The organism is Rhodococcus opacus B4, from assembly GCF_000010805.1.
Taxonomy (GTDB): domain Bacteria; phylum Actinomycetota; class Actinomycetes; order Mycobacteriales; family Mycobacteriaceae; genus Rhodococcus_F; species Rhodococcus_F opacus_C.
The window spans coordinates 7,584,718-7,610,585 of sequence record NC_012522.1; the positions used below are offsets into that span (position 1 = coordinate 7,584,718).

Sequence of the window (25,868 nt, forward strand, 5' to 3'; positions counted from 1 at the left end):
GACCGTCCGCCCACGGTTCGGCCGATGGACTTCCTTCTCGTCACCGGGCTCTCCGGGGCGGGTCTGCAGACGGCGGCGAAGGTCCTCGAGGACCTCGGGTGGTACGTCGCGGACAATCTTCCCCCGGAACTGATCTCCCGGATGGTGGATCTGAGCCTGGAATCCGATTCGCGGCTCGAGCGGCTCGCCGTCGTCATCGACGTGCGCTCCCGGTTGTTCACCGGCGACCTCGGCTGGGTCCTCACCGAACTGGAGAGCAAGCCCGTGCACACCCGGGTGCTGTACCTCGACGCGTCCGACGAGGTCCTGGTCCGCCGATTCGAACAGGTCCGCCGCAGTCACCCGCTGTCCGGCGGCGGCGCCGAGGGCACCCTGTCGGAGGGCATCGCCGCCGAGCGCGACCAGCTCGCGAAGGTGAAGGCCGCCGCGGATCTGGTGATCGACACGTCGTCCCTCGCCGCGCACCAGTTGCGGCAGAAGATCGAGGACGCGTTCGGCGACGCCGAGAACCGCACCATGCAGGTAACAGTCCAGTCGTTCGGTTTCAAGTACGGTCTTCCGATGGACGCCGATCTCGTCTGCGACGTCCGGTTCCTGCCCAACCCGCACTGGATCCCCGAGTTGCGTCCGCACACCGGGCAGAGCGCGGACGTGCGGGACTACGTGTTGTCGCAGGACGGTGCGGAGGACTATCTCGCCACCTACCACCACCTGCTGGATCTGACGATCACCGGATATCGCCGGGAGGGGAAGCGCTACATGACCATTGCGGTGGGATGCACCGGGGGGAAACATCGCAGTGTCGCGATGTCGGAGGCCCTCGCGGGCCGGCTCGGAAAGGACTCCGGACTGAACGTGCGTGTCGTCCATCGTGATCTGGGGCGCGAATGAGGGCGGTGCACCGGACGCCGGCGATCGTCGCGCTCGGCGGGGGCCACGGGCTGTTCGCCACCCTCAGCGCCGCCCGCAGGCTCAGCCGTGACGTGACCGCCGTCGTCACCGTCGCGGACGACGGCGGATCCTCGGGGCGGCTGCGCGCCGAACTCGGCGTAATCCCGCCCGGGGACCTGCGGATGGCGCTCGCCGCGCTCGCCGCGGACGACCCCGAGGTGCAGGACTGGACCGACACCATCCAGCACCGGTTCGGCGGAATCGGCGCCCTCGCCGGACACTCGGTGGGCAATCTCATCCTCGCCGGTCTCACCGAGGTGCTCGGCGACCCCGTCGCCGCGCTCGACGAACTCGCCCGGCTTCTGCGGATCGACGGGCGCGTGCTGCCGATGTCGCCGATCGCCCTGGACATCGAGGCCGACGTGCAGGGCCTCGAGGCGGACCCGCGGGTCAGCCGCTGCATCCGCGGTCAGGTCGCGGTCGCGACCACCCCCGGCAAGGTGCGCCGGGTGCGGTTGCTGCCGGCGAATCCGCCCGCCTGCCCGGACGCGGTCCGGGCGATCGACGCCGCCGACATGGTCGTCCTCGGGCCCGGGTCGTGGTTCTCCAGCGTCATCCCGCACGTTCTCGTGCCCGAACTCCTCGACACGCTGATCGCCACCCCGGCGCGGAAGGTGCTGGTACTCAACCTGGCTCCGGAACCCGGTGAGACCGCGGGATTCTCCACCGAGCGTCATCTGCACGTACTGTCCCAACACGCACCCGAACTCACCGTCGACTTCGTCGTCGTCGATTCGGGTTCGGTTCCACCGGGGCGCGAGCGCGAGCACCTCGCCCGCGCCGCCGGGCAGTTCCGGGCACGCGTCGTCTACGCCGACGTGTCGGAGCACGGCACCCACACACACCATGCAGGAAAACTTGCGTCCGTTCTCGAACAGCTCTGGAGCGACCCCGACGCGGGGTCTCGGGGGAGCGAAGCGGCCGAGACACCAGAGGAAAGGGAGAGCGCTTCGTGGCAATGACAGCAGAGGTCAAAGACGAACTCAGTCGTCTCGTCGTCACTCACGTGAGTTGCCGGAAGGCCGAGGTCTCGTCGCTGCTGCGGTTCGCCGGGGGATTGCACATCGTCGGCGGCCGGGTAGTGGTCGAGGCGGAAGTGGATCTGGGGTCCACGGCCCGCCGGCTGCGGCGCGAGATCTTCGACCTCTTCACCTACAGCGCCGACGTCCACGTCCTCAGCGCGGGCGGGCTGCGCAAATCGTCCCGGTACATCGTGCGGGTCGCGAAGGAGGGGGAGGCCCTCGCCCGCCAGACCGGTCTGCTGGACCTGCGGGGACGCCCGGTGCGCGGGCTTCCCGCGCAGGTCGTCGGCGGTAGTGTCGCCGATGCGGAAGCCGCGTGGCGCGGCGCGTTCCTGGCGCACGGTTCGCTGACCGAGCCGGGCCGCTCGTCGGCGCTCGAGGTCTCCTGCCCCGGCCCGGAGGCGGCACTTGCGCTCGTCGGGGCGGCGCGCAGGCTGGGTATCTCCGCGAAGGCCCGCGAGGTCCGCGGCACCGACCGCGTCGTGATCCGCGACGGCGAGGCCATCGGCGCGCTGCTCACCCGGATGGGGGCCCAGGACACCCGCCTCGTGTGGGAGGAACGGCGCATGCGCCGGGAGGTCCGTGCCACCGCGAACCGGCTCGCCAACTTCGACGACGCGAACCTGCGCCGCTCCGCACGAGCCGCGGTCGCGGCCGCCGCCCGCGTCGAACGGGCTCTCGACATCCTCGGTGACGAGGTCCCCGACCACCTGGCGGCCGCGGGCCACCTGCGGGTCGAGCACCGGCAGGCGTCCCTCGAGGAACTCGGCCAGCTCGCCGACCCGCCGATGACCAAGGACGCCGTGGCAGGCCGCATCCGGCGGCTGCTGTCGATGGCGGACCGCAAGGCGAAGGAAACCGGCATCCCGGACACCGAGTCGGCCGTCACCGCAGACCTTCTCGACGACGCCTGACCGTCGTCCGCCGCCACCTGCCGCCACCCCCGGCCCCGGACGAACGGGACGCTCGTCGCGTCGGATCGAACGGGCGTCCCGTTCGTTCCGGTCGGGGCGGCCGGTGAAGGTGCCCGGAGGTGGTGACCGCGCGCGGGCGTCGTCCGCGCACTAGGGTAAGAAACACATCGAACGATGAAACCCCCGCGCCGACCACCCGTCGGTGGTGTCGTAGCGGCGCGGGAGCAGAGCTGCACAACCAGAATCATGCGCAAAGGAGCAGATTGTGACTGTCCGGGTAGGCGTAAACGGTTTCGGCCGTATCGGACGTAACTTCTTCAGGGCGGTGGATGCGCAGAAGGCGCTCGGAACCACCGACATCGAGATTGTGGCGGTCAACGACCTCACGGACAACGCATCGCTGGCGCATCTCCTGAAGTACGACTCCATCCTGGGTCGTCTCCCGCACGACGTCTCGCTCGAAGGTGAAGACACCATCGTCGTCGGAAGCCAGAAGATCAAGGCGCTCGCCATCAAGGAAGGCCCCGCCGCGCTTCCCTGGGGCGACCTGGGCGTCGACGTCGTCGTCGAGTCCACCGGCATCTTCACCGACGCAGCCAAGGCGAAGGGTCACCTCGAGGCCGGCGCCAAGAAGGTCATCATCTCCGCCCCGGCCAAGGGCGAGGACATCACCATCGTGATGGGCGTCAACGACGACAAGTACGACGGCAGCCAGAACATCATCTCCAACGCCTCGTGCACCACCAACTGCCTCGGCCCCATCGCCAAGGTGCTCGACGACGAGTTCGGCATCGTCAAGGGCCTCATGACCACGGTCCACGCCTACACCCAGGACCAGAACCTGCAGGACGGCCCGCACAGCGACCTGCGCCGCGCCCGCGCCGCCGCTCTGAACGTGGTCCCCACCGGAACCGGAGCCGCCAAGGCCATCGGCCTGGTCCTCCCGCAGCTGCTCGGCAAGCTGGACGGTTACGCGTTGCGCGTCCCGATCCCCACCGGTTCGGTCACCGACCTCACCGCGAACCTGCGCAAGTCGGCCAGCGTCGAAGACATCAACGCCGCGATGAAGGCCGCCGCCGAGGGACCGCTCAAGGGCATCCTGAAGTACACGGACGCGCCGATCGTGTCGTCCGACATCGTCACCGATCCGCACAGCTCCATCTTCGACTCCGGCCTCACCAAGGTCATCGAGGATCAGGCCAAGATCGTGTCCTGGTACGACAACGAGTGGGGTTACTCCAACCGTCTGGCCGACCTCATCGGTCTCGTCGCCAAGTCTCTCTGAGCGAAGGTCCGGTATAACAGTGGCAGTTCAGACTCTCGACGATCTGCTGAACGCTGGGGTCGAGGGGCGCGCCGTGCTGGTGCGCTCCGACCTCAACGTTCCGCTCGACGGTGACCGGATCACCGATCCCGGTCGCATCATCGCTTCCGCGCCGACGCTGAAGGCGCTCGCGGAGGCGGGCGCCAAGGTCATCGTCACCGCCCATCTGGGTCGCCCCGAGGGCGAGCCCGACCCGCAATACTCCCTCGCCCCGGTGGCGGCGAAGCTCGCCGAGGTGCTGGGACGCAACGTCCAGCTCGCCGGCGACGTCGTCGGACAGGACGCGCTGGCACGTGCAGAGGGGCTCACCGACGGCGACGTCCTCCTGCTGGAGAACATCCGCTTCGATCCGCGGGAGACCAGCAAGGACGAGGCCGAGCGGACCAAGCTCGCCAAGGCCCTGGTCGAACTCGTCGGCGACGACGGCGCGTTCGTGTCCGACGGGTTCGGCGTCGTGCACCGCGCGCAGGCGTCGGTGTACGAGGTGGCCAAGCTGCTCCCGCACTACGCGGGCACGCTCGTCGACGCCGAGATCAAGGTGCTCGGCAAGCTCACCGCGGAGCCGGAGCGGCCGTACGCGGTCGTGCTCGGTGGTTCCAAGGTGTCGGACAAGCTCGCCGTGATCGAGGCGCTGGCCCCCAAGGTCGACACCCTCGTCATCGGTGGCGGCATGTACTACACGTTCCTGGCGGCTCAGGGGCTCTCGGTCGGCAACTCGCTGTGCGAGGAGTCGATGATCGACACGTGCAAGGCGCTGCTCGAGCAGTACGCCGACGTCATCCACATCCCGCAGGACGTGGTCATCGCCGATTCGTTCTCGGCCGACGCCGAATCGAAGATCGTGTCGGTGCTCGAGATCCCGGACGGCTGGATGGGCCTCGACATCGGACCGCAGTCGGTTCGCCGGTTCGCGGCGATCCTGACCAGCGCGAAGACCGTGTTCTGGAACGGTCCGATGGGTGTGTTCGAGTTCGAGAAGTTCGCCGCGGGCACCAAGGGTGTCGCCGAGGCGATCATCGAGGCCACCGGCAAGGGCGCGTACAGCGTCGTCGGTGGCGGTGACTCCGCCGCGGCGGTGCGCCAGCTCGGTCTGCCCGAGGACGGGTTCTCGCACATCTCCACCGGTGGCGGTGCCTCCCTCGAGTACCTCGAGGGCAAGGAACTCCCCGGCATCGCAGTTCTGGAGGGCTGAGGCATGGCACGGAAGCCGCTGATCGCCGGCAACTGGAAGATGAATCTGAACCACCTCGAGGCCATCGCGCTGGTTCAGAAGATCGCCTTCTCGCTCCCGGCGAAGTACTTCGACAAGGTCGACGTGACGGTGATCCCGCCGTTCACCGACATCCGCAGCGTGCAGACCCTCGTCGAGGGCGACAAGCTCCTGCTCACCTACGGTGCGCAGGACGTGTCGGCCCAGGATTCGGGCGCGTACACCGGCGAGATCAGCGGCTCCATGCTGGCCAAGCTGGGCTGCACGTTCGTCGTCGTCGGGCACTCGGAGCGCCGGACCCTGCACGGTGAGGACAACGAGACCGTGCTGGCCAAGACCAAGGCCTCGCTGAAGAACGGGCTCACCCCCATCGTGTGCATCGGGGAGGGCCTCGAGATTCGCGAGGCCGGCGAGCACGTGTCCTACAACGTCGAGCAGCTGCGGGGTTCGCTCGCCGGGCTGTCCGCCGAGGACATCACCAGGGTCGTCATCGCGTACGAGCCGGTGTGGGCCATCGGCACCGGCAAGGTCGCCAGTGCCGCGGACGCGCAGGAAGTGTGCGCTGCGATCCGTGCCACGCTCGGCGAGCTGGCCTCGCCGGACGTCGCGTCCGGTGTCCGCGTTCTGTACGGCGGCAGCGTCAACGCGAAGAACGTCGGCGAGATCGTCGGTCAGACGGATGTGGACGGCGCCCTCGTGGGCGGCGCCTCGCTGAAGGCCGACGAGTTCGCCACGCTGTCGGCGATCGCCGCGGGCGGGCCCCTGCCGTAAGGCGCCTTCGGCGCTCGTGCGCCTTTCTGGTTGCTCCCGCGACCGGAAAGGCGCACGAGCGCGGAGCGCCTGTAGGGTGTACGAGGTCGTAGTTGTTCCTACTGGATGGGTGGACGTAGACAGACATGGAACTGTTCCTGGATATCTTGCTGGTGATCACCAGCTTGCTGCTGATTCTGCTGGTGCTGCTGCACCGCGGTAAGGGTGGCGGTCTGTCCAGCCTGTTCGGCGGCGGCGTCCAGTCCAGCCTGTCGGGTTCCACCGTGGTCGAGAAGAACCTCGACCGGCTCACCGTGTTCACCGGTCTGATCTGGTTCATCGCCATCATCGGCATCGGCCTGGAGATCAAGTTCGGCTGATCTGCTTCATCATGCGGCCGGGCCTCCGCCGGTCGATACTGGATGCATGATCGAAACCCCACGTGAGGCCACTGAACCACTCCGCGAAGACATTCGGCTCCTGGGCGGCATCCTCGGTCAGATAGTGCGGGAACAGGCCGGAGACGGCGTCTTCGACCTCGTCGAGAAGGCCCGGGTCGAATCGTTCCGGGTTCGTCGTTCCGAGATCGACCGCGCCGAACTGGCCGACATGTTCACCGAGGTGTCCACGAGCGACGCCATTCCCGTCATCCGGGCCTTCAGCCACTTCGCCCTGCTGGCCAATCTCGCCGAGGACAACCACCGCGAACGCCGGCGCGCCGTCCACGTCGCCGCCGGTGAACCCGCCCCCGACAGCACCCTGACCGCCACGTTCGCCAAACTCGACGCCGCACACCTCGGCAGCGACGTCGTCGCGGACGCGTTGCGCGGGGCGCTCGTGTCGCCGGTCATCACCGCGCATCCCACCGAGACCCGTCGCCGCACGGTGTTCGAGACCCAGACGCGGATCACCGAACTGATGCGGTACCGCGAACGCACCGCCCTGACCGAGTCCGAGACGGCCGACGTCGACGTCCGGTTGCGGCGGCAGATCCTCACCCTGTGGCAGACCGCGCTGATCCGGTTGTCGCGGTTGCGGATCCAGGACGAGATCGAGGTCGGGCTGCGCTACTACGACGCGGCACTGTTCGAGGTCGTCCCGAAGATCAACGCAGAACTGCGCAGTGCCCTGCGGTCGCGGTGGCCGGACGCCGATCTGGGCCGGGAGCCGATCCTGCGTCCCGGATCGTGGATCGGCGGCGACCGTGACGGCAATCCCTACGTCACCGACGAGGTGGTCCGCCAGGCCACCACCCGGGCCGCGGCCACCGCGCTCGAACATCATCTCGGGCAACTCGAGACGCTCGAGCGTGAACTGTCCATGTCGGCTCGTCTCGTGGCGGTCACGCCCGCCCTCGACCTCTTGGCCGCGGCGTCTCAGGACGATTCACCGTTCCGCGCCGACGAGCCGTACCGGCGTGCGGTGCGGGGCATCCGGGGGCGGCTCACCGCGACCGCGCACCGCATCCTCGGGGAGGCGCCCGATCACGGGCTCGACCTCGGGCTCGCACCCTACGACAGTCCGCGGCAGATGCTCGACGAACTCGACGTCGTCGACGACTCCCTGCGGCGCGGCGGCGACGGCACGATCGCCGACGACGGGCTCGCGACCCTGCGGGACTCGGTGGAGGTGTTCGGTTTCCACCTCTCCGGCCTCGACATGCGGCAGAACTCGGACGTGCACGAGACCGTCGTCGCCGAATTGCTGGCGTGGGCGGGCGTGCACGCCGACTACCCGTCGCTGTCCGAGGACGAGCGGGTGGAGTTGCTGTCCGCGGAGCTGTCCACCCGGCGCCCCCTGACCACGGCGAATGCCGAGTTCAGCGAGCTGACGGCGAAGGAACTCGCCATTCTCCAGGCCGGCGCCGACGCGGTGCGGACACTCGGTGCGGGCGCGGTGCCCAACTACATCATCAGCATGTGCACCTCCGTCAGCGACATGCTCGAGGCCGCGGTCCTGCTGAAGGAGGTCGGCATCCTCGATCCCGGGTCGGGGGAGGCGCCGTCCTGCCCGGTGGGCATCGTGCCGCTGTTCGAGACGATCGAAGACCTGCAGCAGGGCGCCGCGACCCTCGAGGCCACCCTGGAAGTCCCGATCTACCGGGCCCTGGTGTCGGCGCGCGGCGACGCCCAGGAAGTGATGCTCGGGTACTCCGACTCCAACAAGGACGGCGGCTACCTGGCCGCCAACTGGGCGCTGTACCGCGCCGAGCTGGATCTGGTCGATGCGGCCCGCAAGACGGGAATCCGGTTGCGGCTCTTCCACGGCCGCGGCGGCACCGTGGGCCGCGGCGGCGGACCCAGCTACGAGGCGATCCTCGCGCAGCCGCCCGGCGCGGTGGCCGGATCGCTGCGGATCACCGAACAGGGTGAGGTGATCGCCGCCAAGTACGCGGAACCCCGCCTCGCGCAACGCAATCTCGAAACGCTGCTCGCCGCGACCCTCGAGGCCACCCTGCTCGACGTCGAGGGCCTCGGCGACGACGCCGAACCGGCGTACCGCATCCTCGACGAACTCGCCGCGCTGGCCCGCCGCGCCTACGGCGAATTGGTGCACGAGACACCCGGATTCGTGGAGTACTTCGAGATGTCGACGCCGGTCGCGGAGATCGGGGCGCTCAACATCGGCAGCCGTCCGGCCTCCCGCAAGCAGACGACGTCCATCGCCGATCTGCGGGCCATCCCGTGGGTGCTGTCGTGGAGTCAGTCCCGGGTCATGCTGCCCGGGTGGTACGGCACCGGCGCCGCTTTCGAGGAATGGACGCAGGGCGACCCCGAACGGGTGGCGACGCTGTCACGCCTGTACGAGACGTGGCCGTTCTTCCGGACCGTGTTGTCGAACCTGGCGATGGTGATGTCGAAGTCCGACATGGGTCTCGCCGCCCGCTACGCGGAACTCGTCCCCGACGAGGAACTGCGGCGACGGGTGTTCGGCAAGATCGCCGAGGAGCACGAGCGGACCATCCGGATGTACAAGGCGGTCACCGGGAACGACACGCTGTTCGCCGACAATCCCGGGCTGGAACGGTCGGTGCACAACCGGTTCCCGTACCTCGAGCCTCTCAACCACCTGCAGGTGGAACTGCTGCGCCGCTACCGGGCGGGGGACGACAGTGATCAGACGCGCCGCGGCATCCAGCTCACGATGAACGGGCTGGCGACCGCACTGCGCAACAGCGGGTAGCAGTGTTCCCGCGCCCCGCGAGATTTCTTGCGGTGCGCGGGAACCGAACCGTCCCTCGCTGCGTCAAAACGGGAAAGAGCACAAGTTTCCGAGACGAAGTGGGGCGACGGATGAGGCGATGCGCGGGCGGCCCGGTCGATTGGCGTGGCGGAATCGGGCGGCGGGGGACACGGGCGGCGAGCCCGCATCGGGCCGGCCGCATCGTCACCGAATGCCGGGTCACCCGGACACCGGTCGAACGGGATCCCCGGTCGCCCGCCGGGTTACCGGCGGACGACGACGAGGACCCCGTCGGATGAGAGGCTCGGTTCGGTACGCGTCAGTTCGGCAGCAGAGACGCGGCCGGCGCGTCGAGCAGCCACCGGGTGGCCGAGAGTCCACGGGCCCCGGACGCCGGGATCTCGACGGGCGGTGCGCCCGCGATCGCCGCGGCCACCGCCTCCGCCTTGGCGTCACCGGACACGACGAGCCACACCTCCTCGGCGTGCCGGACGGCGGGCAGGGTCAGCGTGACGCGCACCGGCGGCGGTTTGGGGGAGTCCGTCACCGCGATGACGAACCGGTGCTCCTCGCGGACCGCGTCGGTGTCGGGGAACAGCGAATTGACGTGTCCCTCACCGCCCATGCCGAGCAGGTGGACGTCGAACACCGGGACCTGCCTGCCGTCCGCGTGCGCCCCGAGCACCTGCGCGTACGCGACGGCGGCCGCCTCCGGGTCGTTCTCGTAGATCCCGTCCGCGACGGGCATGGTGTGCACGCGGGCGGGATCTACGTCGACGTGGTCGAGCAGCGCGGCCCGCGCCTGCACGTCGTTGCGTTCCGGATCGCCGGCGGGCAGGAAACGCTCGTCCCCCCAGAAGATGTCGATCGCGCGCCAGTCGATGTCGCCCGGGTTCTCCCGGACCTTCTCGAGCAGACCGATCCCGGTGCCGCCGCCGGTCAGGACCACCGACGCCGAACCGCGTTCCTTCTGGGCGGCGACGACGGTGGCGACGAACCGCTCCGCGGCCTTCGTCACCAGCGTGGCGGTGTCGGGGTGCACTTCTACGTGGATGTCACTCATACGTCACCTTCGTCAGCCCGGCGAGTGCGGCCTCGTAGGCCTCGTCGGGGTCCAGTCTGCGTAGTTCTTCGGCCAGGCAGTCGCGGGTCTCCCGCCTGCCCAGCGCCACCAGTGCATCCGGCTTGCCGGTCCGCGACAACGTCGCGGTGGTGCCGGTCTGCGGGCGGCTGATGGTCAGCGTGCCGCCGTCCGCGAACTCGAGCGTCACGAACAACGGTCCCACCCTGCGGCTGACGGGCGCATCGAGACGTCCCGCCAGCCATCCGGCGATCATGTCGACGGCGGGCTCGTCCACGAGCCCGGACACCACCGCCGATTCGATGCGCGCGTGCGGGGGCTGGTCGACCGCCGAGGTGATGAGCCCCCGCCAGTAGGTGATCCGGCTCCACGCCAGGTCCGTATCACCGGACGTGTACGACGCGAGGCGGCTCTTGATCTCGGCGGCGGGATCCTCGCGGTCCGTGGCGTCGGTGATGCGCCGGATCGCGAGCTTCCCGACCGGGTCCTTCGCAGGGACGGCGGGCGCGGTCTCCGGCCACCACACGACGACGGGAGTGTCGGGAAGGAGGAACGGCACCACCACACTGCTCTCGTGGTCGGCGAGTTCACCGAACAGCCGGAGCACCACCACCTCCGACGCGCCGGCGTCGCCACCGACCCGGATCTGGGCGTCCAGCCGCGGTTCCGCGTCGCGGGAGCCGCGGGCGACGACGATGACCCGGCAGGGATGCTCCCGGCTCGCCTCGTTGGCGGCGTCGATGATGTCCTCGGAGTTCTCGCTGTCCCGGGTGCACACCACCAGGGTGAGAACCCGTCCCAGCGTCACCGCCCCGCCGGTCTTCCGGAGCTCCACCAGCTTCTTGTTGACCTGGCCGGTGGTAGTCGAGGGGATGTCGATGATCATCTACGGCCTTCTCCATTCGCGACCGGTGCGCTGCATCATTTCGTCCGCGGACGGCGGACCCCACGTGCCGGCCTCGTACGGTTCCGGCTTGCCTTCCGCGGCCCAGGCATCGAGCGCCGGATCGAGGATCTCCCACGACAATTCGACCTCGGCGTTGACGGGGAACAGCGACGGCTCACCGAGCAGCATGTCGAGGATGAGGCGTTCGTACGCCTCGGGGGACGACTCCGTGAAAGCCTGACCGTAGCTGAAGTCCATGTTGACGTCGCGGACTTCCATGCTCGATCCCGGAACCTTGGACCCGAAGCGCATGGTCACACCCTCGTCCGGCTGCACCCGGATGACGAGCGCGTTCTGGCCCAGTTCCTCGGTCATCGTCTGATCGAACGGAAGGTGCGGCGCGCGCTTGAAGATCACGGCGATCTCGGTGACGCGGCGGCCGAGCCGCTTCCCGGTGCGGAGATAGAACGGCACACCCGCCCAGCGGCGGGTGTCCACCTCGAGGGTGATGGCCGCGAACGTCTCCGTGGTGGAGTCCTGCGAGAAGCCGTCCTCCTCCAGCAGGCCTACGACCCGGGTGCCGCCCTGCCAGCCGCCCGCGTACTGGCCGCGCGCGGTGGTCTCGTCGAGCGGCTGCGCGAGTTTGGTGGCGGAGAGCACCTTGATCTTCTCCGCCTGCAACTCCGACGGTTCGAAGCTGATCGGCTCCTCCATTGCGGTGAACGCGAGGAGTTGCAGCAGGTGATTCTGGATGACGTCGCGCGCCGCCCCGATGCCGTCGTAGTACCCGGCACGCCCACCGAGACCGATGTCCTCGGCCATGGTGATCTGCACGTGATCCACGTAGTGGGCGTTCCAGATCGGATCGAACAACTGGTTGGCGAAGCGCAGCGCCAGGATGTTCTGAACGGTCTCCTTGCCGAGGTAGTGGTCGATCCGGAAGACGGTGTCCTCGGGGAAGACCTCGTTCACGACCGCATTGAGTTCACGTGCGCTCGCGAGGTCGTGACCGAACGGCTTCTCGATGACCACCCGGCGCCACTGGCTGTCGTTCGACCGGGCGAGGCCGGCCTCGGACAGCTGCTTCAGGACCACCGGGAACGCGTCCGGCGGAATCGCGAGATAGAACCCGTGATTGCCGCCGGTCCCGCGTTCGCGTTCGAGCGTGGCGAGGGTGTTCGCCAGTTCCTGGAAGGACGCCGGGTCGTCGAAGCTGCCCTTGACGAAACGCAGGCCCTCCGACAGCCGCTCCCACACGTCCTCCCGGAACGGGGTCCGGGAATGATCGCGCACGGCATCGTGGACGATCTTGCCGAAATCCTCGTCGGACCAGTCCCTCCGGGCGAACCCGACGAGAGCGAACCCGGGCGGCAGAAGACCACGATTGGCCAGATCGTAGATGGCGGGCATCAACTTGCGCCGGGCCAGGTCGCCGGTGACACCGAAGATCACCAGTGCACACGGCCCGGCGATGCGTGGTAGGCGCTTGTCCCTACTGTCGCGAAGTGGATTGACCCAATCGTCTGACGCTGCGGGTTCGCTCACGTATCAGCTCTTCTGCCCTGCTGCGCGAAGCTGCTCCGCGGTGGCGTCGAGGAGTTCGTTCCAGGACACCTCGAACTTGTCGACGCCCTCGTCCTCGAGGACCGTGAAGACGTCGGGCAGGTCGATGCCGACGGCGGTGAGCTGGTCGAAGATCTCCTGCGACGCGACGGCGGTGCCGGACACCGCGTCGCCGTGGACCTCGCCGTGATCGGCGACGGCGTCGAGGGTCTTCTCCGGCATCGTGTTCACGGTGTTCGGCGCGACCAGTTCGGTGACGTACAGGGTGTCGGGGTAGTCGGGGTTCTTGACGCCCGTCGACGCCCACAACGCGCGCTGCGGGCGGGCACCGCTGTCGAGCAGACCCTGGAACCGCGGCTGCACCTCGAAGATCTGCTGGTAGGCGGCGTACGCGAGGCGCGCGTTCGCGAGACCCGCCTTGCCGCGCAGCGCGAGAGCGTCGGGGGTGCCGATCTTGTCGAGCCGCTTGTCGATCTCGGTGTCGACGCGGGAGACGAAGAACGACGCGACCGAGTGGATACGCGACAGGTCGTGGCCTGCGGCCTTCGCGGCCTCGAGGCCGTCGAGGTACGCGCCCATGACGAGTTCGTAGCGCTCGACGGAGAAGATCAGCGTGACGTTGACGCTGATGCCCTCACCGAGCACCTTGGCGATCGCCGGGATGCCGGCCTCGGTGGCCGGGATCTTGATGAACACGTTGGGGCGGTCGACGATCTTCCACAGTTCGACGGCCTGCGCGACGGTCTTGTCGGCGTCGTGCGCGAGGCGCGGGTCGACCTCGATGGACACCCGGCCGTCGACGCCGTGGCTCGCCTCGAACTGCGGGGCGAGGACGTCGCAGGCGGCGCGGACGTCGTCGGTGGTCACCGTGCGGATGGTGGCTTCGACGTCGGCGCCGCGCTCGGCGAGTTCCCGGACCTGTGCGTCGTAGACGTGGCCCTTGCTCAGCGCGGCCTGGAAGATCGACGGGTTGGTGGTGACCCCGACGACGGACTTGGTGGCGACGAGTTCGGCGAGGTTGCCGGACTCGATGCGGTCCCGGGAGAGGTCGTCGAGCCAGACCGAGACGCCGGCTTCGGAGAGCTTCTGCAGGTTGGGGTTCTGAGTCATGGCGTTCTATCCCTTCACGCGTGCGAGCGAGCGCTGTGCGGCGGCGGTGACGGCTTCGGCGGTGAAACCGAACTCGCGGAACAGGGTCTTGTAGTCGGCGGAGGCGCCGAAATGCTCGATGGAGATGATCTCGCCTGCGTCGCCGACGAAGCGGTACCACGGCATGGAGACGCCGGCCTCCACGGCGACCCGCGCCTTGACGGTCGGGGGGAGCACACCGTCGCGGTAGGCCTGGTCCTGGGCGTCGAACCACTCGACGCAGGGCACGGACACGACCCGGGTGGGGATGCCCTCCGCCTCGAGGGCCTCGCGCGCGGCGACGGCCAGCTGCAGCTCGGAGCCCGTGCCGATGAGCACGACCTCCGGAGCCCCGGTGGACGCGTCGGCGAGGACGTAACCGCCGCGGGAGACACCCTCGTAGCTGGTGCCTTCGAGGACCGGCAGGTCCTGACGGGTCAGGGCGAGACCGGCGGGAGCGCGGGTGGCCTCGTCCGCGCCCTTCTCGAGAACGGCGCGCCACGCGTGCGCGGTCTCGTTGGCATCGCCGGGCCGCACGACGTACAGACCGGGAATGGCGCGCAGCGCCGCGAGGTGCTCGATCGGCTGGTGGGTGGGACCGTCCTCGCCGAGTCCGATGGAGTCGTGCGTCCACACGTAGGTGACCGCGGTCTTCATGATCGCGGCCAGCCGGACGGCGGGACGCATGTAGTCGCTGAAGACGAGGAACGTGCCGCCGTACGGGCGGGTCGGCCCGTGCAGGGCGATGCCGTTGAGGATCGAGCCCATCGCGTGCTCGCGGACACCGAAGTGCAGGGTGCGGCCGTAGAGTTCCGCGTTCCACATGCTGGTGGAAATGGATTTCGGACCGAACGAGTCGGCGCCCTTGATGGTGGTGTTGTTGCTCTCGGCGAGGTCGGCGGAGCCGCCCCACAGCTCGGGCAGCACCGGACCGACGGCGTTCAGGACGGCGGCGGACGCCTTCCGGGTGGCGAGACCCTTCGCGTCGGGCTCCCACGTCGGCAGGACGTCGGCCCAGCCGGCGGGCAGGTCGCGTCCGATCAGGCGGTCGAGCAGCTTCTTGCCCTCGGGGGCGCGCTGCGTCCACTCGTCGTACTGGGCCTGCCATTCCTTGTGTGCCTGCGCGCCGCGCTCGACGACCTTGCGGGTGTGGGCGATGACCTCGTCCGCGACCTCGAACGTCTTGTCCGGATCGAAGCCGAGCGCCTTCTTCACGGCCGCGACCTCGTCGGCACCGAGAGCCGCGCCGTGTGCCGCGCCCGTGTTCATCTTGGTCGGTGCGGGGAAGCCGATGATCGTACGGAGCAGGATCAGCGACGGCTTGTCGGTGACCTCGCGGGCCTTGTTCAGGGCCTCCTCGATGGCGACGACGTTCTCGCCGCCCTCGACGATCTGCACGTGCCACCCGTACGCCTCGTAGCGGGCGGCGGTGTCCTCGGACAGCGCGATGGCCGTGTCGTCCTCGATGGAGATCTTGTTGTCGTCGTAGACCAGCGTCAGGTTGCCGAGCTGCTGCACACCGGCGATGGACGACGCCTCGGAGGTGACGCCTTCCTCGATGTCGCCGTCGGAGGCGATCACGTAGATGTGGTGATCGAACGGGCTGTCGCCCAGCGCGGGCTCGGGGTCGAACAGGCCGCGCTCACGGCGGGCGGCCATGGCCATGCCGACAGCGGAGGCCAGACCCTGACCCAGCGGTCCGGTGGTGATCTCGACGCCGCGGGTGTGGCCGTGCTCGGGGTGTCCGGGGGTCTTCGAGCCCCAGGTGCGCAATGCCTCCAGGTCGCCCAGTTCCAGCCCGTAGCCGGCGAGGTACAGCTGGATGTAGAGGGTGAGGCTGGAGTGCCCGCAGGACAGCACGAACCGGTCGCGGCCGATCCAGTCGGCGTCGGTGGGGTCGTGACGCATGACACGCTGGAAGAGGGTGTAGGCGAGGGGGGCGAGGCTCATCGCCGTGCCAGGGTGGCCGTTGCCCACCTTCTGCACTGCATCGGCGGCGAGCACCCGGATGGTGTCGACGGCCTTGGTGTCCAGTTCGGTCCAGTCGGCGGGATGAACCGGTTGCGTGAGGACGTGGATGTCGTCTGTGATCGACACGGGCAGAAGTCTCCTGACATGGGTGAACGTGGAGCCTGAGGATGCGTGGGCCTCTTGTGCGACTCCAGCCTAGTGTGCGGTCGTATCCGGGTCGATTCGGTTCGCGCATTACGGCGGTCTACCATCGTTTGTAGTAGACGGCCGGCCGTCGCGATGGCCTTCGGGAGCAGCGCCGGCATTGGATGTGGAATTACGCGTGGTGCGAGGAGAGAACGTGCGGACAGGGCATCAGCCGAGCGGACACGGCTTCGGCAGCCCCAGCCCCGCCCCCCGCGCGACCGGCACCGACACGGTGCTCGGTCGCGTCACGGGCAAGGTCCTGGCCTACATCGCATTGACCAAGCCGCGGGTGATCGAACTGCTGCTGGTCGCGACCATCCCGGCGATGCTGCTGGCCGATCGCGGCAACGTGGACATCTTGCTGATCCTCAGCACGCTGTTCGGCGGCTGGATGGGCGCGGCGAGCGCGAACTCCCTCAACTGCGTCGTCGACGCCGACATCGACAAGGTCATGAAGCGCACCGCGCGGCGGCCGCTGGCCCGCGACGCGGTGCCGACGTCGCACGCGTTCGTGTTCGGCATGACTCTCGGGGTCGCGTCGTTCCTGTGGTTGTGGTGGCGGGCCAACCTGCTCGCCGGGTGCCTGGTCGTTCTGACCATCGCGTTCTACGTCCTCGTGTACACGATGGTGCTCAAGCGCCGGACCTGGCAGAACGTCGTCTGGGGCGGTGCCGCCGGCTGCATGCCCGTCATGGTCGGCTGGTCGGCGGTCACCGGATCGCTGAGCTGGCAGCCCATCGTGCTGTTCCTCGTCATCTTCTTCTGGACGCCGCCGCACACGTGGGCACTCGCGATGCGGTACAAGGAGGACTACAAGGCGGCCGGTGTCCCGATGCTGCCGGTGATCGCCACCGAGGAGCACGTCACCAAGCAGATCCTGCTGTACAGCTGGGCGATGGTGATCACCTCGCTCGTGCTGGTCCCCGCCGCGGGTGTCGTCTACGCCGCCGTCACGCTCGTCGCCGGCGCCTGGTTCCTGCTCATGGCCCATCAGCTGTACCGCAGCGTCCGCGGCGGAGCGGCCGTGAAACCGCTCCGCCTGTTCCTGCAGTCCAACAACTACCTGGCCATCGTCTTCGTCGGGCTCGCCGTCGACTCGGTGCTGGGACTGCAGACCATCGGCAGCCTGCTGAGCTGACTCTGCGTCAGGGTCAGGGCACCAGGACGATCGATCCGGTCGTCGCACGCGCCTCGAGGTCGCGATGCGCCTCCTCCGCCCGCTCGAGCGGGTACTCCGCTCCCACCCGGACCGTCAGTGCGCCGTCGGCCAGCGCGGAGAACACGTCCCCGGCCCGCCACGTCAGTTCCTCCCGGTTGCGGATGTGGTGCGCGAGGGTGGGCCGGGTGAGGAACAGCGAACCCGCCGGGTTCAGCCGCTGCGGATCGAACGGCGGCACCGGCCCGCTCGCCGCACCGAACAACGCGACCGTTCCCCGGATCCGCACCGACGCGAGACTGGCCTCGAACGTGGACGCGCCGACGCCGTCGTAGGCGGCTGCGACGCCCTCGCCGTCGGTCAGGTCCCGCACCCGGGCCGCGATGTCGTCGTCGTAGCGCAGCACCTCGTGCGCCCCGGCGTCGCGGGACAGCTGCTCCTTCGCGTCCGAAGACACGGTGGTGATCACCCGGGCGCCCAGCGTCGTCGCCATCTGGGTGAGGATCAGACCGACTCCGCCCGCCCCGGCGTGGACGAGCACGGTGTCGCCGGACCGGATCGGATACGTGGAGTGGGCCAGGTAGTGGGCGGTCATGCCCTGCAGCAGCGCGGAGGCGGCCTGCGGGGCCGGCACGGAGTCGGGGACGGCGATCGCGGCCGCTGCGGGCACGGACACCTTCTCCGCGTAGCTGCCGGGAGCGGCACACCAGGCCACCCGGTCGCCGGGCGCGAAATCCGTCACCTCGCCGCCGACGGCCTCCACCACGCCGGAGCCCTCGTCGCCGGGAACGTAGGGCAGCGGCCGCGGATACAGCCCGGTCCGGAAGTACGTGTCGATGAAGTTGATGCCGATCGCGTCGGTGCGAACGAGCAGATCCGTCGCTCCGATCCCGGGTTCGGGAACCTCCACCGGTTCGAGGACATCGGGACCACCGAGACGGGAAACCTGTATGGCGCGCATGGTTTCAGTTCTACACGGCGCGGGTCGCGCCAGTTCCTTACGGCGCGGGTCGCCGGCGATCCACTGCGCGGCCGCCGTTCGGAGCCTGGCGGACACGCCGCGCCTACCGCCCAGTATTCTCGGACCATGAGTACCGACACCCATGCGGAACAGGCCCCCTCGAGCCCGGCGCCCTCGCTGCCGTCGCACACGGTCGACGCGATCAAGAAGTTCGTGGCCGAGCACGGCGGTTCGGCCAGCGCCGTCATCCAGCCCATCGGGCTCGCCGGCGTTCGGATCACCCTCGTCGGAGCCGACGGCATCCTCGGTGACCAGGTGGTCGAGGACCTCGCCACCGCGAACGCCGTCGTCGCCTCGCTCGACGACGTCACCGTGTCGGAGTGGGACCGTGCGATCACCAGCATCGTCACGCCCCGCAAGGGTCACTTTCAGAAGATGGCAGGCTGGGTGGCGCGGCAGACCCGGTTCCCGAAGGCCCGCAACGAGCGCTAGACGCTCGCGGTGTCGGGCTGCGTGACGTGCTCGCGGGTGCGTCCCGCAGCCCAGACCGCCGCGGTGGCCGCGGTGCACAGCCCGGCTCCCGCCACGTGGAACGCCACCAAGACGGCGGGCACGTCCGTGAAGAACTGGACCAGCCCGATCAGCGCCTGCGCCACCACCAGCGCGAGCAGGACCTGGATGCGCACCTTCACGGCCCGGGCGGCGCCGACGGCGTACAGACCGAAGCACAGGCCGACCAACAGGGCCAGATAGCCCACCAGCAGCTGTGCATGCAGGTGCACGAGCGTGACGATTTCCACCTCGAGGCGGGGTACCACGCGGTCGAGGCTCTTGTCTCCCGCGTGCGGGCCCGCGCCCGTGACCAGCGTTCCGGCGGCGAGGACCCCGGCGAGCGCAACAGCCGACAGTGCGGTGAGCCAGCGGAGCGGCGCGGGGATCACGTCGAACGCCGGCGCGTCGTCGGGTTCGCAGATCTTCGCGTACATCACGGTCGCCAGCCACACCATCGCCATCGACGCGAGCAGGTGCACCGCGACCGTCCACCACAGCAGACCGGTCAGCACGGTGACTCCGCCGATGACGGCCTGCACGACGGTGCCGAGAGGCATCATCCACGCATAGACGAGGACCTCCCTGCGGCGGCGTGCGCGGGTGACGGCAAGGACGATCAGGGCCGCGGCCACGACGACGACGAACGTCAGCAGCCGATTGCCGAATTCGACCGCCTGATGGATGACGGCGACCTCACCGTGCCCGACCGGCACGAAGCTGCCGGGGAAGCACTGCGGCCAGGTGGGGCAGCCGAGGCCGGAGGCCGTCACTCGGACGACGGCCCCGGTGACGGCGATGCCGCCCTGCGTGAGGATCACCGCGAACGCGATGACACGCTGCACGGTCCGCGACGGAAGGGGAAGACGGTCTACCAGGCTCAGAAACCCGCGATACAGCACGGCATCGATGGTAGAGGGCCGTCAACTACAGCGTGTCGTTGGGGGTTGTGCCTGATCAACAGGAGTAGAAGTGCCTACTACCACTGTTCTCGATGTTGCACAGGCGAACCTTGCAAACAAGCAGGTCAAAGCATCCACCGTCTACTACTACATGAGCACTCTGCGGTCCTTGGACCTGATGGACACACCGATAGAACTCTGCACCCCTGCCTTCCTCCACAACCGTCTACAGACGGTGATCAATCCTGCCACCAGGAATAAACATGCCATAGCCCTACGTTCCATGTTAGGTGTGCCACTCAAGGTGACCAGCAGTCCTCAGAGGGTCTATGACCTTGCTGCACTCGATGTGATCCACACCACGTTGAATGAAAGCAGGTACAGGATGTACGGGTTCTCGATGCTCTACGCAGGTCTGAGGTTGGGGGAGGCGTCTGTGAAGCAACGCATCAAGGGCAACGTTCTGCTGGTGGACCGGCAACGCATACCGAACGGCACGATCACCACAGCCAAGTCTGCTGGTCCTGTGCATGTCCCTGCTTGGTTCGCTCAGGAGTATGTGGACTGGGAGCCTTCTATCACGAGGAACAACATTTACCTGGGGCTCCAAAGGACAGGGAAGCGTGCTTCTATACACCTGAGTCCACATTCCTTAAGGCACAAGTTCGCTTCTGAACTGGTGAAGGCAGGGTGTCCTCCAAACATACTGAAAAACCAAATGAGGCATCACGACGTGCAGGTGTCCCTCAAGTACTATGTACAGCACACCTCGGAGGACTACTCGGAGGTGGTACACAGGGCCTTCGGTCTGACCTAGTTCTAACTGGGAACTCCCTGCTGCTGATTAATTCAGTGGTGGGGAGTTCTCTTTTGGGTTGGTGGTTCTTCTTGATGGAGTTATTCGTTGTACTATGTGTGATCGTTTTCAAGGTGTCCCACAGTAACTAATAACCTACTTATACAGTAAGAATGGAAGGGTAGAGAGAAGAATCAGGGAGTAGCAGGAATTAAATGGTAAAATAGAATTACTCTGGGAAAGGAGCAAAACATGTAAATGATTGAAGTTATCGTTGCAGTAGTAGCAGGAGTGTTTGCAATTCTTCTGGAACTACTACGAAGAAGTTCTAACAAAAGAGAGAAGCAGCAGCAGCAACTACTTGATGAAATCAAGGAATTGAAAACTCAGGTGAATGACTTGCAGGATTCTCTGGATGAATGGAAGTCTAAGTACTACTTGCTATTGATGGAAATGACCAACAATGCATAAGTACATCAAAATGACCTACCTCTGGTGCCTTGCCTGCAAATCCTCTCAGTGCCCCTGCGAAAACAAAGTTGTCTACTGGGATGAATGGCGTCTGCTCGATCCAGAGAATGGTTAGCAGTACACACGAATTATTTTATTGTGCTATAATAGCAGTAACAGAGTTTGACCCACTACTCAAATTCAGGAGAACACAGAAACTTAATTTCCTTAGTTAAGACGGTATCCCCTAGAAGGTGTGTAGTGGCCCTTCTAGGGGATACTTTTGTATCGTCACTCTCTGATTAACTAAGGAGAATGATGATTAATGAACGAGAGAGAAATTTACAAAGACCTTGAATGGAATGAAGAATTCATCAGGGACGTATTCGAAAGGACTGACGAGCACCGCCACCTTCCTCAGTTCGCCAAGGATGAAGCACTAGCACAAGCACCACTACTTTCCTTTGAAGACCTAATGGCAGTACTCGATTCTGATACTGACGAGGACTACAAAGACGCTGTGCTCTCTGTCTACTCTGCTTCTAGACCTTCCAGAGACCGTATTAGTAAGGGTATTAGTTACTGTGGGACACCTGGAATCCTGCCAAGCAGCACCGTAGACGTAGTGATCAACAAAGAAATAATTACGATTGAACTTCCTGAGGTAGAGGTATGGAAGACGGATCAGTCTTACGTCACCCGTATGCAGCAGGCAGAACCTAACAAGGTGAAGTTGGAATACATTCGCTGTATGTCCTATTGCTACCGCTATGACCTTCCTACAGGCAGAGTCACAACGGAGGCGATGAAGCACGGGTTGACCTGGAAAGAAATCCAGCGCCTACAGGACAAGGCAAAGCGTAATGCCGCAAAGGTCAAAACCATCGATGTGCCTCTGAGGGATTGGTTCATCCAGGCCGTAGAACACTGCAACACTCTGAATCAGGTAGACGTACTGGTTTGGATTTACAAGGAAGCAGCAACCTATACAACGACTCAGCCTGTTGTTTCAAAACTACGATTGGCAGAGCAGGTTGGTTGTGATCGTGTAGTAGTGCGTCGATTGGTTGCACGTCTAGGAAAAGCCGGGTTGTTAGAAGAGGGTCCAGAGTCAATCAAGGAATACGATTACAAAGTTGGAAAGCCTTTGAGCAATGCCAGAATCCTCAACCTAGACATTAAGAACCCTGGACGTTGGTGGATGATGGAACTTGCTCCTGCCCCTGATCGAAGTGAAGAAAAAAAATCCAGGAAACAGCGTAAAATGGATGTATTGAAAAACAATGGTTACTGGATGGGACGTAACTAGGAAGGAGGAATTATGAAACAGCCAAAGAACATGAGCATCGAAGAATTGACCGCACACATTGTCTTTTGCAAGGATTTGAGAGCACAGCGTATTGCCGAGTCATTGAAAGCGGCGAGCGAAGAAAAAGAAATTAGTGTAGAATCGGAAGAGTAAATTCCTTTCAAATTTCATTACGATCAGGACCTAGAGAACCCTTCATTCTCTAGGTCCTCTTCTATGCCCAAACAATGGTTCACGGAATGGCAAAAGCGCTCACACGAATTAATTATTTATGTTATAATAGAATAGTACTCAGTAATGAGTAACTACCAATAGGAGAACAAATGAAGAAATGGAATTTACACGCATCACATTCACAAAGCAGGAGAAGGAATTCATCAAGGAAGTAGCGCACATTCGTACCGTAGTTAATGAGCGAAAGAATGACATCAAGGCTTACGGGTCGGTCAACAAGTACATGACCAAGGAAGAACTCAACATCGTTTCCGTGGTGACGGAAGCCGGGGTAGTCAAGGCATTCGGATACGACTGCACAACGACACCACTAGAAATTTGGCCCTCTTTCTACCTCTCAACCCATAAGGGTTTGTATGACGGAGCCGACATTAATCACGATGGTCAGGCTTACGAAATCCGTCGAGTCAACAACCTCAAGAACCCTCTAGCCGTCAGGCCAAAGGATGTAGACCACAAGGCAATCGTCATCAAGACATTCGTGCCTCATGAGCAAATCATGGATAACGGCAAGGTTGTCGGAATGACCAACTACAAGCCGGTGGTGGACATTATCGGTTGGGTTGATGCGGTTGAAGAATGGGACAACCTCGAAGAACCCTGGTGGGCAAAGCGTCAGGGAACCAAGGACCGCGTAGCAGAAGAGCTAAAGCCTTTTGGCCTACTTCTAGGACAGGAGGTAGCAGCATGAGCAGGTTCGAACTACTAGAACTTATTGAGTTAGTTAGACGTATCGATAGCAGTCTCACTGAAATCCAGCAGCAGGTAAGAGAAATGGATGAGCGTTCTGCGAGAGTGGCGGCACTGCTAGGGGATGACGACGATGTTTGATGAATCACTTAGCGATCAGGATGACTACGTAGAACGTCGTTGGGAATACAACGAATGGTTGATGACTCTCACAAAGCCTCAACTAATCAACGTCATCAACAGAATGATTGACCTGGCAGACCATGAGAAGTTCCCTCTGATTCCTGAGGAAAACGAGTTGCAAGAAATTATCGAACTACTAACCGAAGAACAGGAGGATGAAGAATGAAGCAGTGTGCCAAGAATGGTTGCGTCAAGCCGCTAGACCAGTTCTACAAGCAGGCCAGACAGAAGGACGGACTTGATCCGTATTGCAAGGAATGCCGTACCGAGTACAGCAAGCAGTACGCCAAGGAACATCGTCCAGAAATCAACGCTAAGAAACTTGAGTACTATCATCGAAACAAAGACAGAATCAACGCCAATAGAACCAAGTAGTAAGCACTAGAAGGCTGGTAGGCAAATAAACCTACCAGCCTTTTATTGTATAATTGATGTAACCACGGTGGACAACAGAAAGGGTGTCAGTGGGTTAAGGATAGACATTGATCGCAGTACGCAAGAACTTAGCAATGGACCAAGGTGCTTCATGGAAGCAGACCTTTAGGTACAAGAATTCAGACGGTAGCCCAATCGATTTGGCGGGGTGGACAGGAACGTTCACCATCCTCAAACGAGGTACTACCAAAGTAGTCATTGACGAAGTAGCACTAGACCTCTCAGAAATTGACGGTGAGAAAGGTTACCTGGTTGCTTACTTCTCTGACGAAGACACAGCACTCATTGAGGCGAACACCTACGCATACACGCTAGAGCTAGAAACCCCTGACGGAGACATAGAGCGCCTGCTCTACGGTCAGTTCCAGGTAAGGGGTGCTTCTCTTGTCTAATGATGAACGACTTGACTACATAGACGAGAATCCCGTAATCGAAATCCACGACAACAGAACTCGTATCGACGTGACAGGAACCGTTGGTCCAAAGGGTGCAACTGGTGCCACTGGTCCTCAAGGTCCAGCAGGAGCCGATTCAACGGTTCCAGGTCCCAAGGGTGACAAAGGCGATAAGGGAGACACTGGCGATACCGGAGCACAGGGCATTCAGGGCATTCCTGGTGAACAGGGTCCAGCCGGTGAGCAGGGTCCTGTGGGTGATGCCGGACCTCAGGGAATTCAAGGCATTCAAGGTGTCAAGGGAGACACTGGCGCGACTGGTGAGCAGGGTATTCAAGGTATTCCAGGTGTGGAAGGTCCTCAGGGTCCAGCCGGCACTGATGGAATCGATGGAACGAATGGTGTAGACGGAGCCTCTGCCTATGCCATTGCCGTCTCAGAAGGCTTTGTAGGCACCGAAGCAGAGTGGTTGGAGACTTTGGTAGGTCCCGAAGGTCCTCAAGGTCTACAGGGCATTCAGGGCGAAACAGGAGCTACAGGTGATCAGGGTATCCAAGGAATCCAGGGTCCGAAGGGTGATAAGGGAGACACCGGAGACCAAGGTATTCAAGGCATTCAGGGAATCCAAGGTGTGAAAGGTGATACCGGAGAACAGGGTGTACCTGGTGCAGACGGAACGAACGGCACCAACGGTACTGATGGAGTCGATGGGGATTCTGCCTTTCAGGTGGCAGTAACCAATGGATTTGTTGGAACAGAAGCCGAGTGGCTTACTTCTCTGATTGGTCCAGAAGGACCCGAAGGTCTACAAGGCATCCAGGGCATCAAGGGTGATACCGGAGACACTGGACCTCAGGGAGAGCAGGGTATTCAAGGCGAACAGGGTCTACAAGGTGCTCAGGGCATTCAAGGTATTCAGGGAGTACCCGGTAACGACGGTGCAGACGGATTGTCAGCGTATGAGGTTGCCGTAGCCGAAGGATTCGTTGGTACAGAGTCCGAATGGTTGAACAGTCTTGTTGGTCCTCAAGGTGAACAAGGCATCCAAGGTATTCAGGGTGTCAAAGGTGATACGGGTGACCAGGGCATTCAGGGAGTCAAGGGTGACACTGGTGACGTAGGCCCTCAGGGTGAGCAGGGAATCCAGGGTGTAGAAGGGCCGGAGGGTCCAGAAGGTCCAGCAGGAACAACAACATGGGCTGGAATCACCGATAAGCCTTCAACATTCACTCCATCCACTCACACTCATGCAATCAGTGATGTGACGAACCTTCAAACGACTCTTGATAAGTACAAGAAAGAGTCAATCGTCTACATCCAGACGCTCAGCAACAGGGCGACGGGTCTAGGTGAAATCCCTGAGGGTGTGGAAATGCCGTTCGCAATGACCATCACATCGGTGAAATACAAAATGGGTACTGCCGATGCTTCAGGAACTACCACAGTCGAATTGAGAAAGAACGGTTCAGCGGTCTCAGGTACATCAGGAACGGCTTCTACGTCTCCATCAGCGGTCACAGGCTCATGGTCGTTTGCGGCTGGTGATGTGTTGACGGTCTACACAACGGCGGTAGGAACAACACCGGGTAAGCGCCTAACGGCTTACATTGTGGGTGAGAAGGTTTGATACTCCTAAGAC

The 25,868-nt window shown here is 64.2% G+C and carries 26 protein-coding genes; 19 read left to right on the forward strand and 7 right to left on the reverse strand.

Annotated features, from left to right (window positions below; genetic code table 11):
- Positions 1–24 precede the first annotated feature (24 nt).
- The 8 genes from rapZ (at position 25) to ppc (ending at position 9,354) form a co-directional block, all read left to right on the forward strand.
- Complete coding sequence (rapZ, locus tag ROP_RS34565) at positions 25–891, forward strand: RNase adapter RapZ (protein ID WP_050785250.1); 867 nt, start codon at positions 25–27, stop codon at positions 889–891.
- On the forward strand, positions 888–1,913 hold the full coding sequence (locus ROP_RS34570) for a gluconeogenesis factor YvcK family protein (RefSeq protein WP_015890629.1): 1,026 nt from the start codon (positions 888–890) through the stop codon (positions 1,911–1,913). Before rapZ ends, ROP_RS34570 begins: the two co-directional genes overlap by 4 nt.
- Positions 1,904–2,887 carry a DNA-binding protein WhiA gene (gene whiA, locus ROP_RS34575; RefSeq protein ID WP_005262275.1) on the forward strand — a complete coding sequence of 328 codons (984 nt, stop codon included), beginning with the start codon at positions 1,904–1,906 and terminating at the stop codon, positions 2,885–2,887. Before ROP_RS34570 ends, whiA begins: the two co-directional genes overlap by 10 nt.
- Before the next feature lie 265 nt (positions 2,888–3,152).
- Positions 3,153–4,172 (forward strand): type I glyceraldehyde-3-phosphate dehydrogenase, encoded by a 1,020-nt coding sequence (gene gap / locus ROP_RS34580; protein ID WP_015890630.1) that lies wholly within the window; start codon positions 3,153–3,155, stop codon positions 4,170–4,172.
- A gap of 19 nt (positions 4,173–4,191) precedes the next feature.
- Complete coding sequence (locus ROP_RS34585) at positions 4,192–5,403, forward strand: phosphoglycerate kinase (RefSeq protein ID WP_015890631.1); 1,212 nt, start codon at positions 4,192–4,194, stop codon at positions 5,401–5,403.
- 3 nt (positions 5,404–5,406) lie between these two features.
- A complete protein-coding gene (gene tpiA / locus ROP_RS34590) occupies positions 5,407–6,192 on the forward strand; it encodes a triose-phosphate isomerase (RefSeq protein ID WP_015890632.1) in 786 nt (261 codons plus the stop codon).
- Between the two features lie 125 nt (positions 6,193–6,317).
- A complete protein-coding gene (gene secG / locus ROP_RS34595) occupies positions 6,318–6,551 on the forward strand; it encodes a preprotein translocase subunit SecG (RefSeq protein ID WP_015890633.1) in 234 nt (77 codons plus the stop codon).
- A gap of 46 nt (positions 6,552–6,597) precedes the next feature.
- On the forward strand, positions 6,598–9,354 hold the full coding sequence (gene ppc, locus ROP_RS34600) for a phosphoenolpyruvate carboxylase (protein ID WP_015890634.1): 2,757 nt from the start codon (positions 6,598–6,600) through the stop codon (positions 9,352–9,354).
- A gap of 319 nt (positions 9,355–9,673) precedes the next feature.
- Here ppc and pgl read toward each other — a convergent pair whose 3' ends face one another.
- From pgl to tkt, 5 genes are read right to left on the reverse strand one after another with little or no spacing between them, the layout of a single operon-like run.
- The gene (gene pgl, locus ROP_RS34605) at positions 9,674–10,417 is read right to left on the reverse strand and encodes a 6-phosphogluconolactonase (protein WP_015890635.1); all 744 of its coding nucleotides are present in this window, start codon (positions 10,415–10,417) and stop codon (positions 9,674–9,676) included.
- A complete protein-coding gene (gene opcA, locus ROP_RS34610) occupies positions 10,410–11,321 on the reverse strand; it encodes a glucose-6-phosphate dehydrogenase assembly protein OpcA (protein WP_015890636.1) in 912 nt (303 codons plus the stop codon). The genes pgl and opcA overlap by 8 nt, the downstream gene beginning before the upstream one ends.
- Complete coding sequence (zwf, locus tag ROP_RS42795) at positions 11,322–12,866, reverse strand: glucose-6-phosphate dehydrogenase (protein WP_015890637.1); 1,545 nt, start codon at positions 12,864–12,866, stop codon at positions 11,322–11,324.
- A 3-nt stretch (positions 12,867–12,869) separates the two neighbouring features.
- Positions 12,870–13,994: a transaldolase gene (gene tal / locus ROP_RS42800; protein WP_015890638.1), complete on the reverse strand. Its 1,125-nt coding sequence runs from the start codon at positions 13,992–13,994 to the stop codon at positions 12,870–12,872.
- A gap of 6 nt (positions 13,995–14,000) precedes the next feature.
- Positions 14,001–16,109, reverse strand: a complete 2,109-nt coding sequence (gene tkt, locus ROP_RS34625; RefSeq protein ID WP_015890639.1) for a transketolase — start codon at positions 16,107–16,109, stop codon at positions 14,001–14,003.
- Between the two features lie 214 nt (positions 16,110–16,323).
- Here tkt and ROP_RS34630 point away from each other — a divergent pair, with 214 nt between their 5' ends.
- Entirely contained in the window at positions 16,324–17,307 is a 984-nt protein-coding gene (locus ROP_RS34630; protein WP_015890640.1) for a heme o synthase, read from the forward strand.
- A gap of 13 nt (positions 17,308–17,320) precedes the next feature.
- Here ROP_RS34630 and ROP_RS34635 read toward each other — a convergent pair whose 3' ends face one another.
- Positions 17,321–18,286, reverse strand: a complete 966-nt coding sequence (locus ROP_RS34635; RefSeq protein ID WP_015890641.1) for a quinone oxidoreductase family protein — start codon at positions 18,284–18,286, stop codon at positions 17,321–17,323.
- 126 nt (positions 18,287–18,412) lie between these two features.
- On the opposite strand from ROP_RS34635, the gene ROP_RS34640 reads away from it, so the two are divergent.
- Entirely contained in the window at positions 18,413–18,778 is a 366-nt protein-coding gene (locus ROP_RS34640) for a hypothetical protein (RefSeq protein ID WP_043825970.1), read from the forward strand.
- Here ROP_RS34640 and ROP_RS34645 read toward each other — a convergent pair.
- Positions 18,775–19,737: a COX15/CtaA family protein gene (locus ROP_RS34645; protein WP_015890642.1), complete on the reverse strand. Its 963-nt coding sequence runs from the start codon at positions 19,735–19,737 to the stop codon at positions 18,775–18,777. The two genes, ROP_RS34640 and ROP_RS34645, sit on opposite strands and share 4 nt — an antisense overlap.
- 70 nt (positions 19,738–19,807) lie before the next feature.
- On the opposite strand from ROP_RS34645, the gene ROP_RS34650 reads away from it, so the two are divergent.
- The 9 genes from ROP_RS34650 to ROP_RS42820 all read left to right on the forward strand — a co-directional run bounded on the left by ROP_RS34650 (position 19,808) and on the right by ROP_RS42820 (position 25,856).
- Entirely contained in the window at positions 19,808–20,554 is a 747-nt protein-coding gene (locus ROP_RS34650) for a site-specific integrase (RefSeq protein ID WP_043825972.1), read from the forward strand.
- Between the two features lie 237 nt (positions 20,555–20,791).
- On the forward strand, positions 20,792–21,004 hold the full coding sequence (locus ROP_RS42805) for a hypothetical protein (protein WP_148222530.1): 213 nt from the start codon (positions 20,792–20,794) through the stop codon (positions 21,002–21,004).
- Between the two features lie 304 nt (positions 21,005–21,308).
- Entirely contained in the window at positions 21,309–22,292 is a 984-nt protein-coding gene (locus ROP_RS42810; protein ID WP_148222531.1) for a hypothetical protein, read from the forward strand.
- A gap of 12 nt (positions 22,293–22,304) precedes the next feature.
- A complete protein-coding gene (locus tag ROP_RS43260) occupies positions 22,305–22,445 on the forward strand; it encodes a hypothetical protein (RefSeq protein WP_158306521.1) in 141 nt (46 codons plus the stop codon).
- A 178-nt stretch (positions 22,446–22,623) separates the two neighbouring features.
- Positions 22,624–23,217 carry a hypothetical protein gene (locus tag ROP_RS34655; protein ID WP_043825974.1) on the forward strand — a complete coding sequence of 198 codons (594 nt, stop codon included), beginning with the start codon at positions 22,624–22,626 and terminating at the stop codon, positions 23,215–23,217.
- A gap of 123 nt (positions 23,218–23,340) precedes the next feature.
- Entirely contained in the window at positions 23,341–23,565 is a 225-nt protein-coding gene (locus tag ROP_RS34660) for a hypothetical protein (RefSeq protein ID WP_043825976.1), read from the forward strand.
- A 316-nt stretch (positions 23,566–23,881) separates the two neighbouring features.
- Positions 23,882–24,226: a hypothetical protein gene (locus ROP_RS42815; RefSeq protein WP_148222532.1), complete on the forward strand. Its 345-nt coding sequence runs from the start codon at positions 23,882–23,884 to the stop codon at positions 24,224–24,226.
- A gap of 104 nt (positions 24,227–24,330) precedes the next feature.
- A complete protein-coding gene (locus tag ROP_RS44390) occupies positions 24,331–24,636 on the forward strand; it encodes a hypothetical protein (protein WP_231869016.1) in 306 nt (101 codons plus the stop codon).
- A complete protein-coding gene (locus ROP_RS42820) occupies positions 24,579–25,856 on the forward strand; it encodes a hypothetical protein (protein WP_231869017.1) in 1,278 nt (425 codons plus the stop codon). Before ROP_RS44390 ends, ROP_RS42820 begins: the two co-directional genes overlap by 58 nt.
- Positions 25,857–25,868 lie beyond the last annotated feature (12 nt).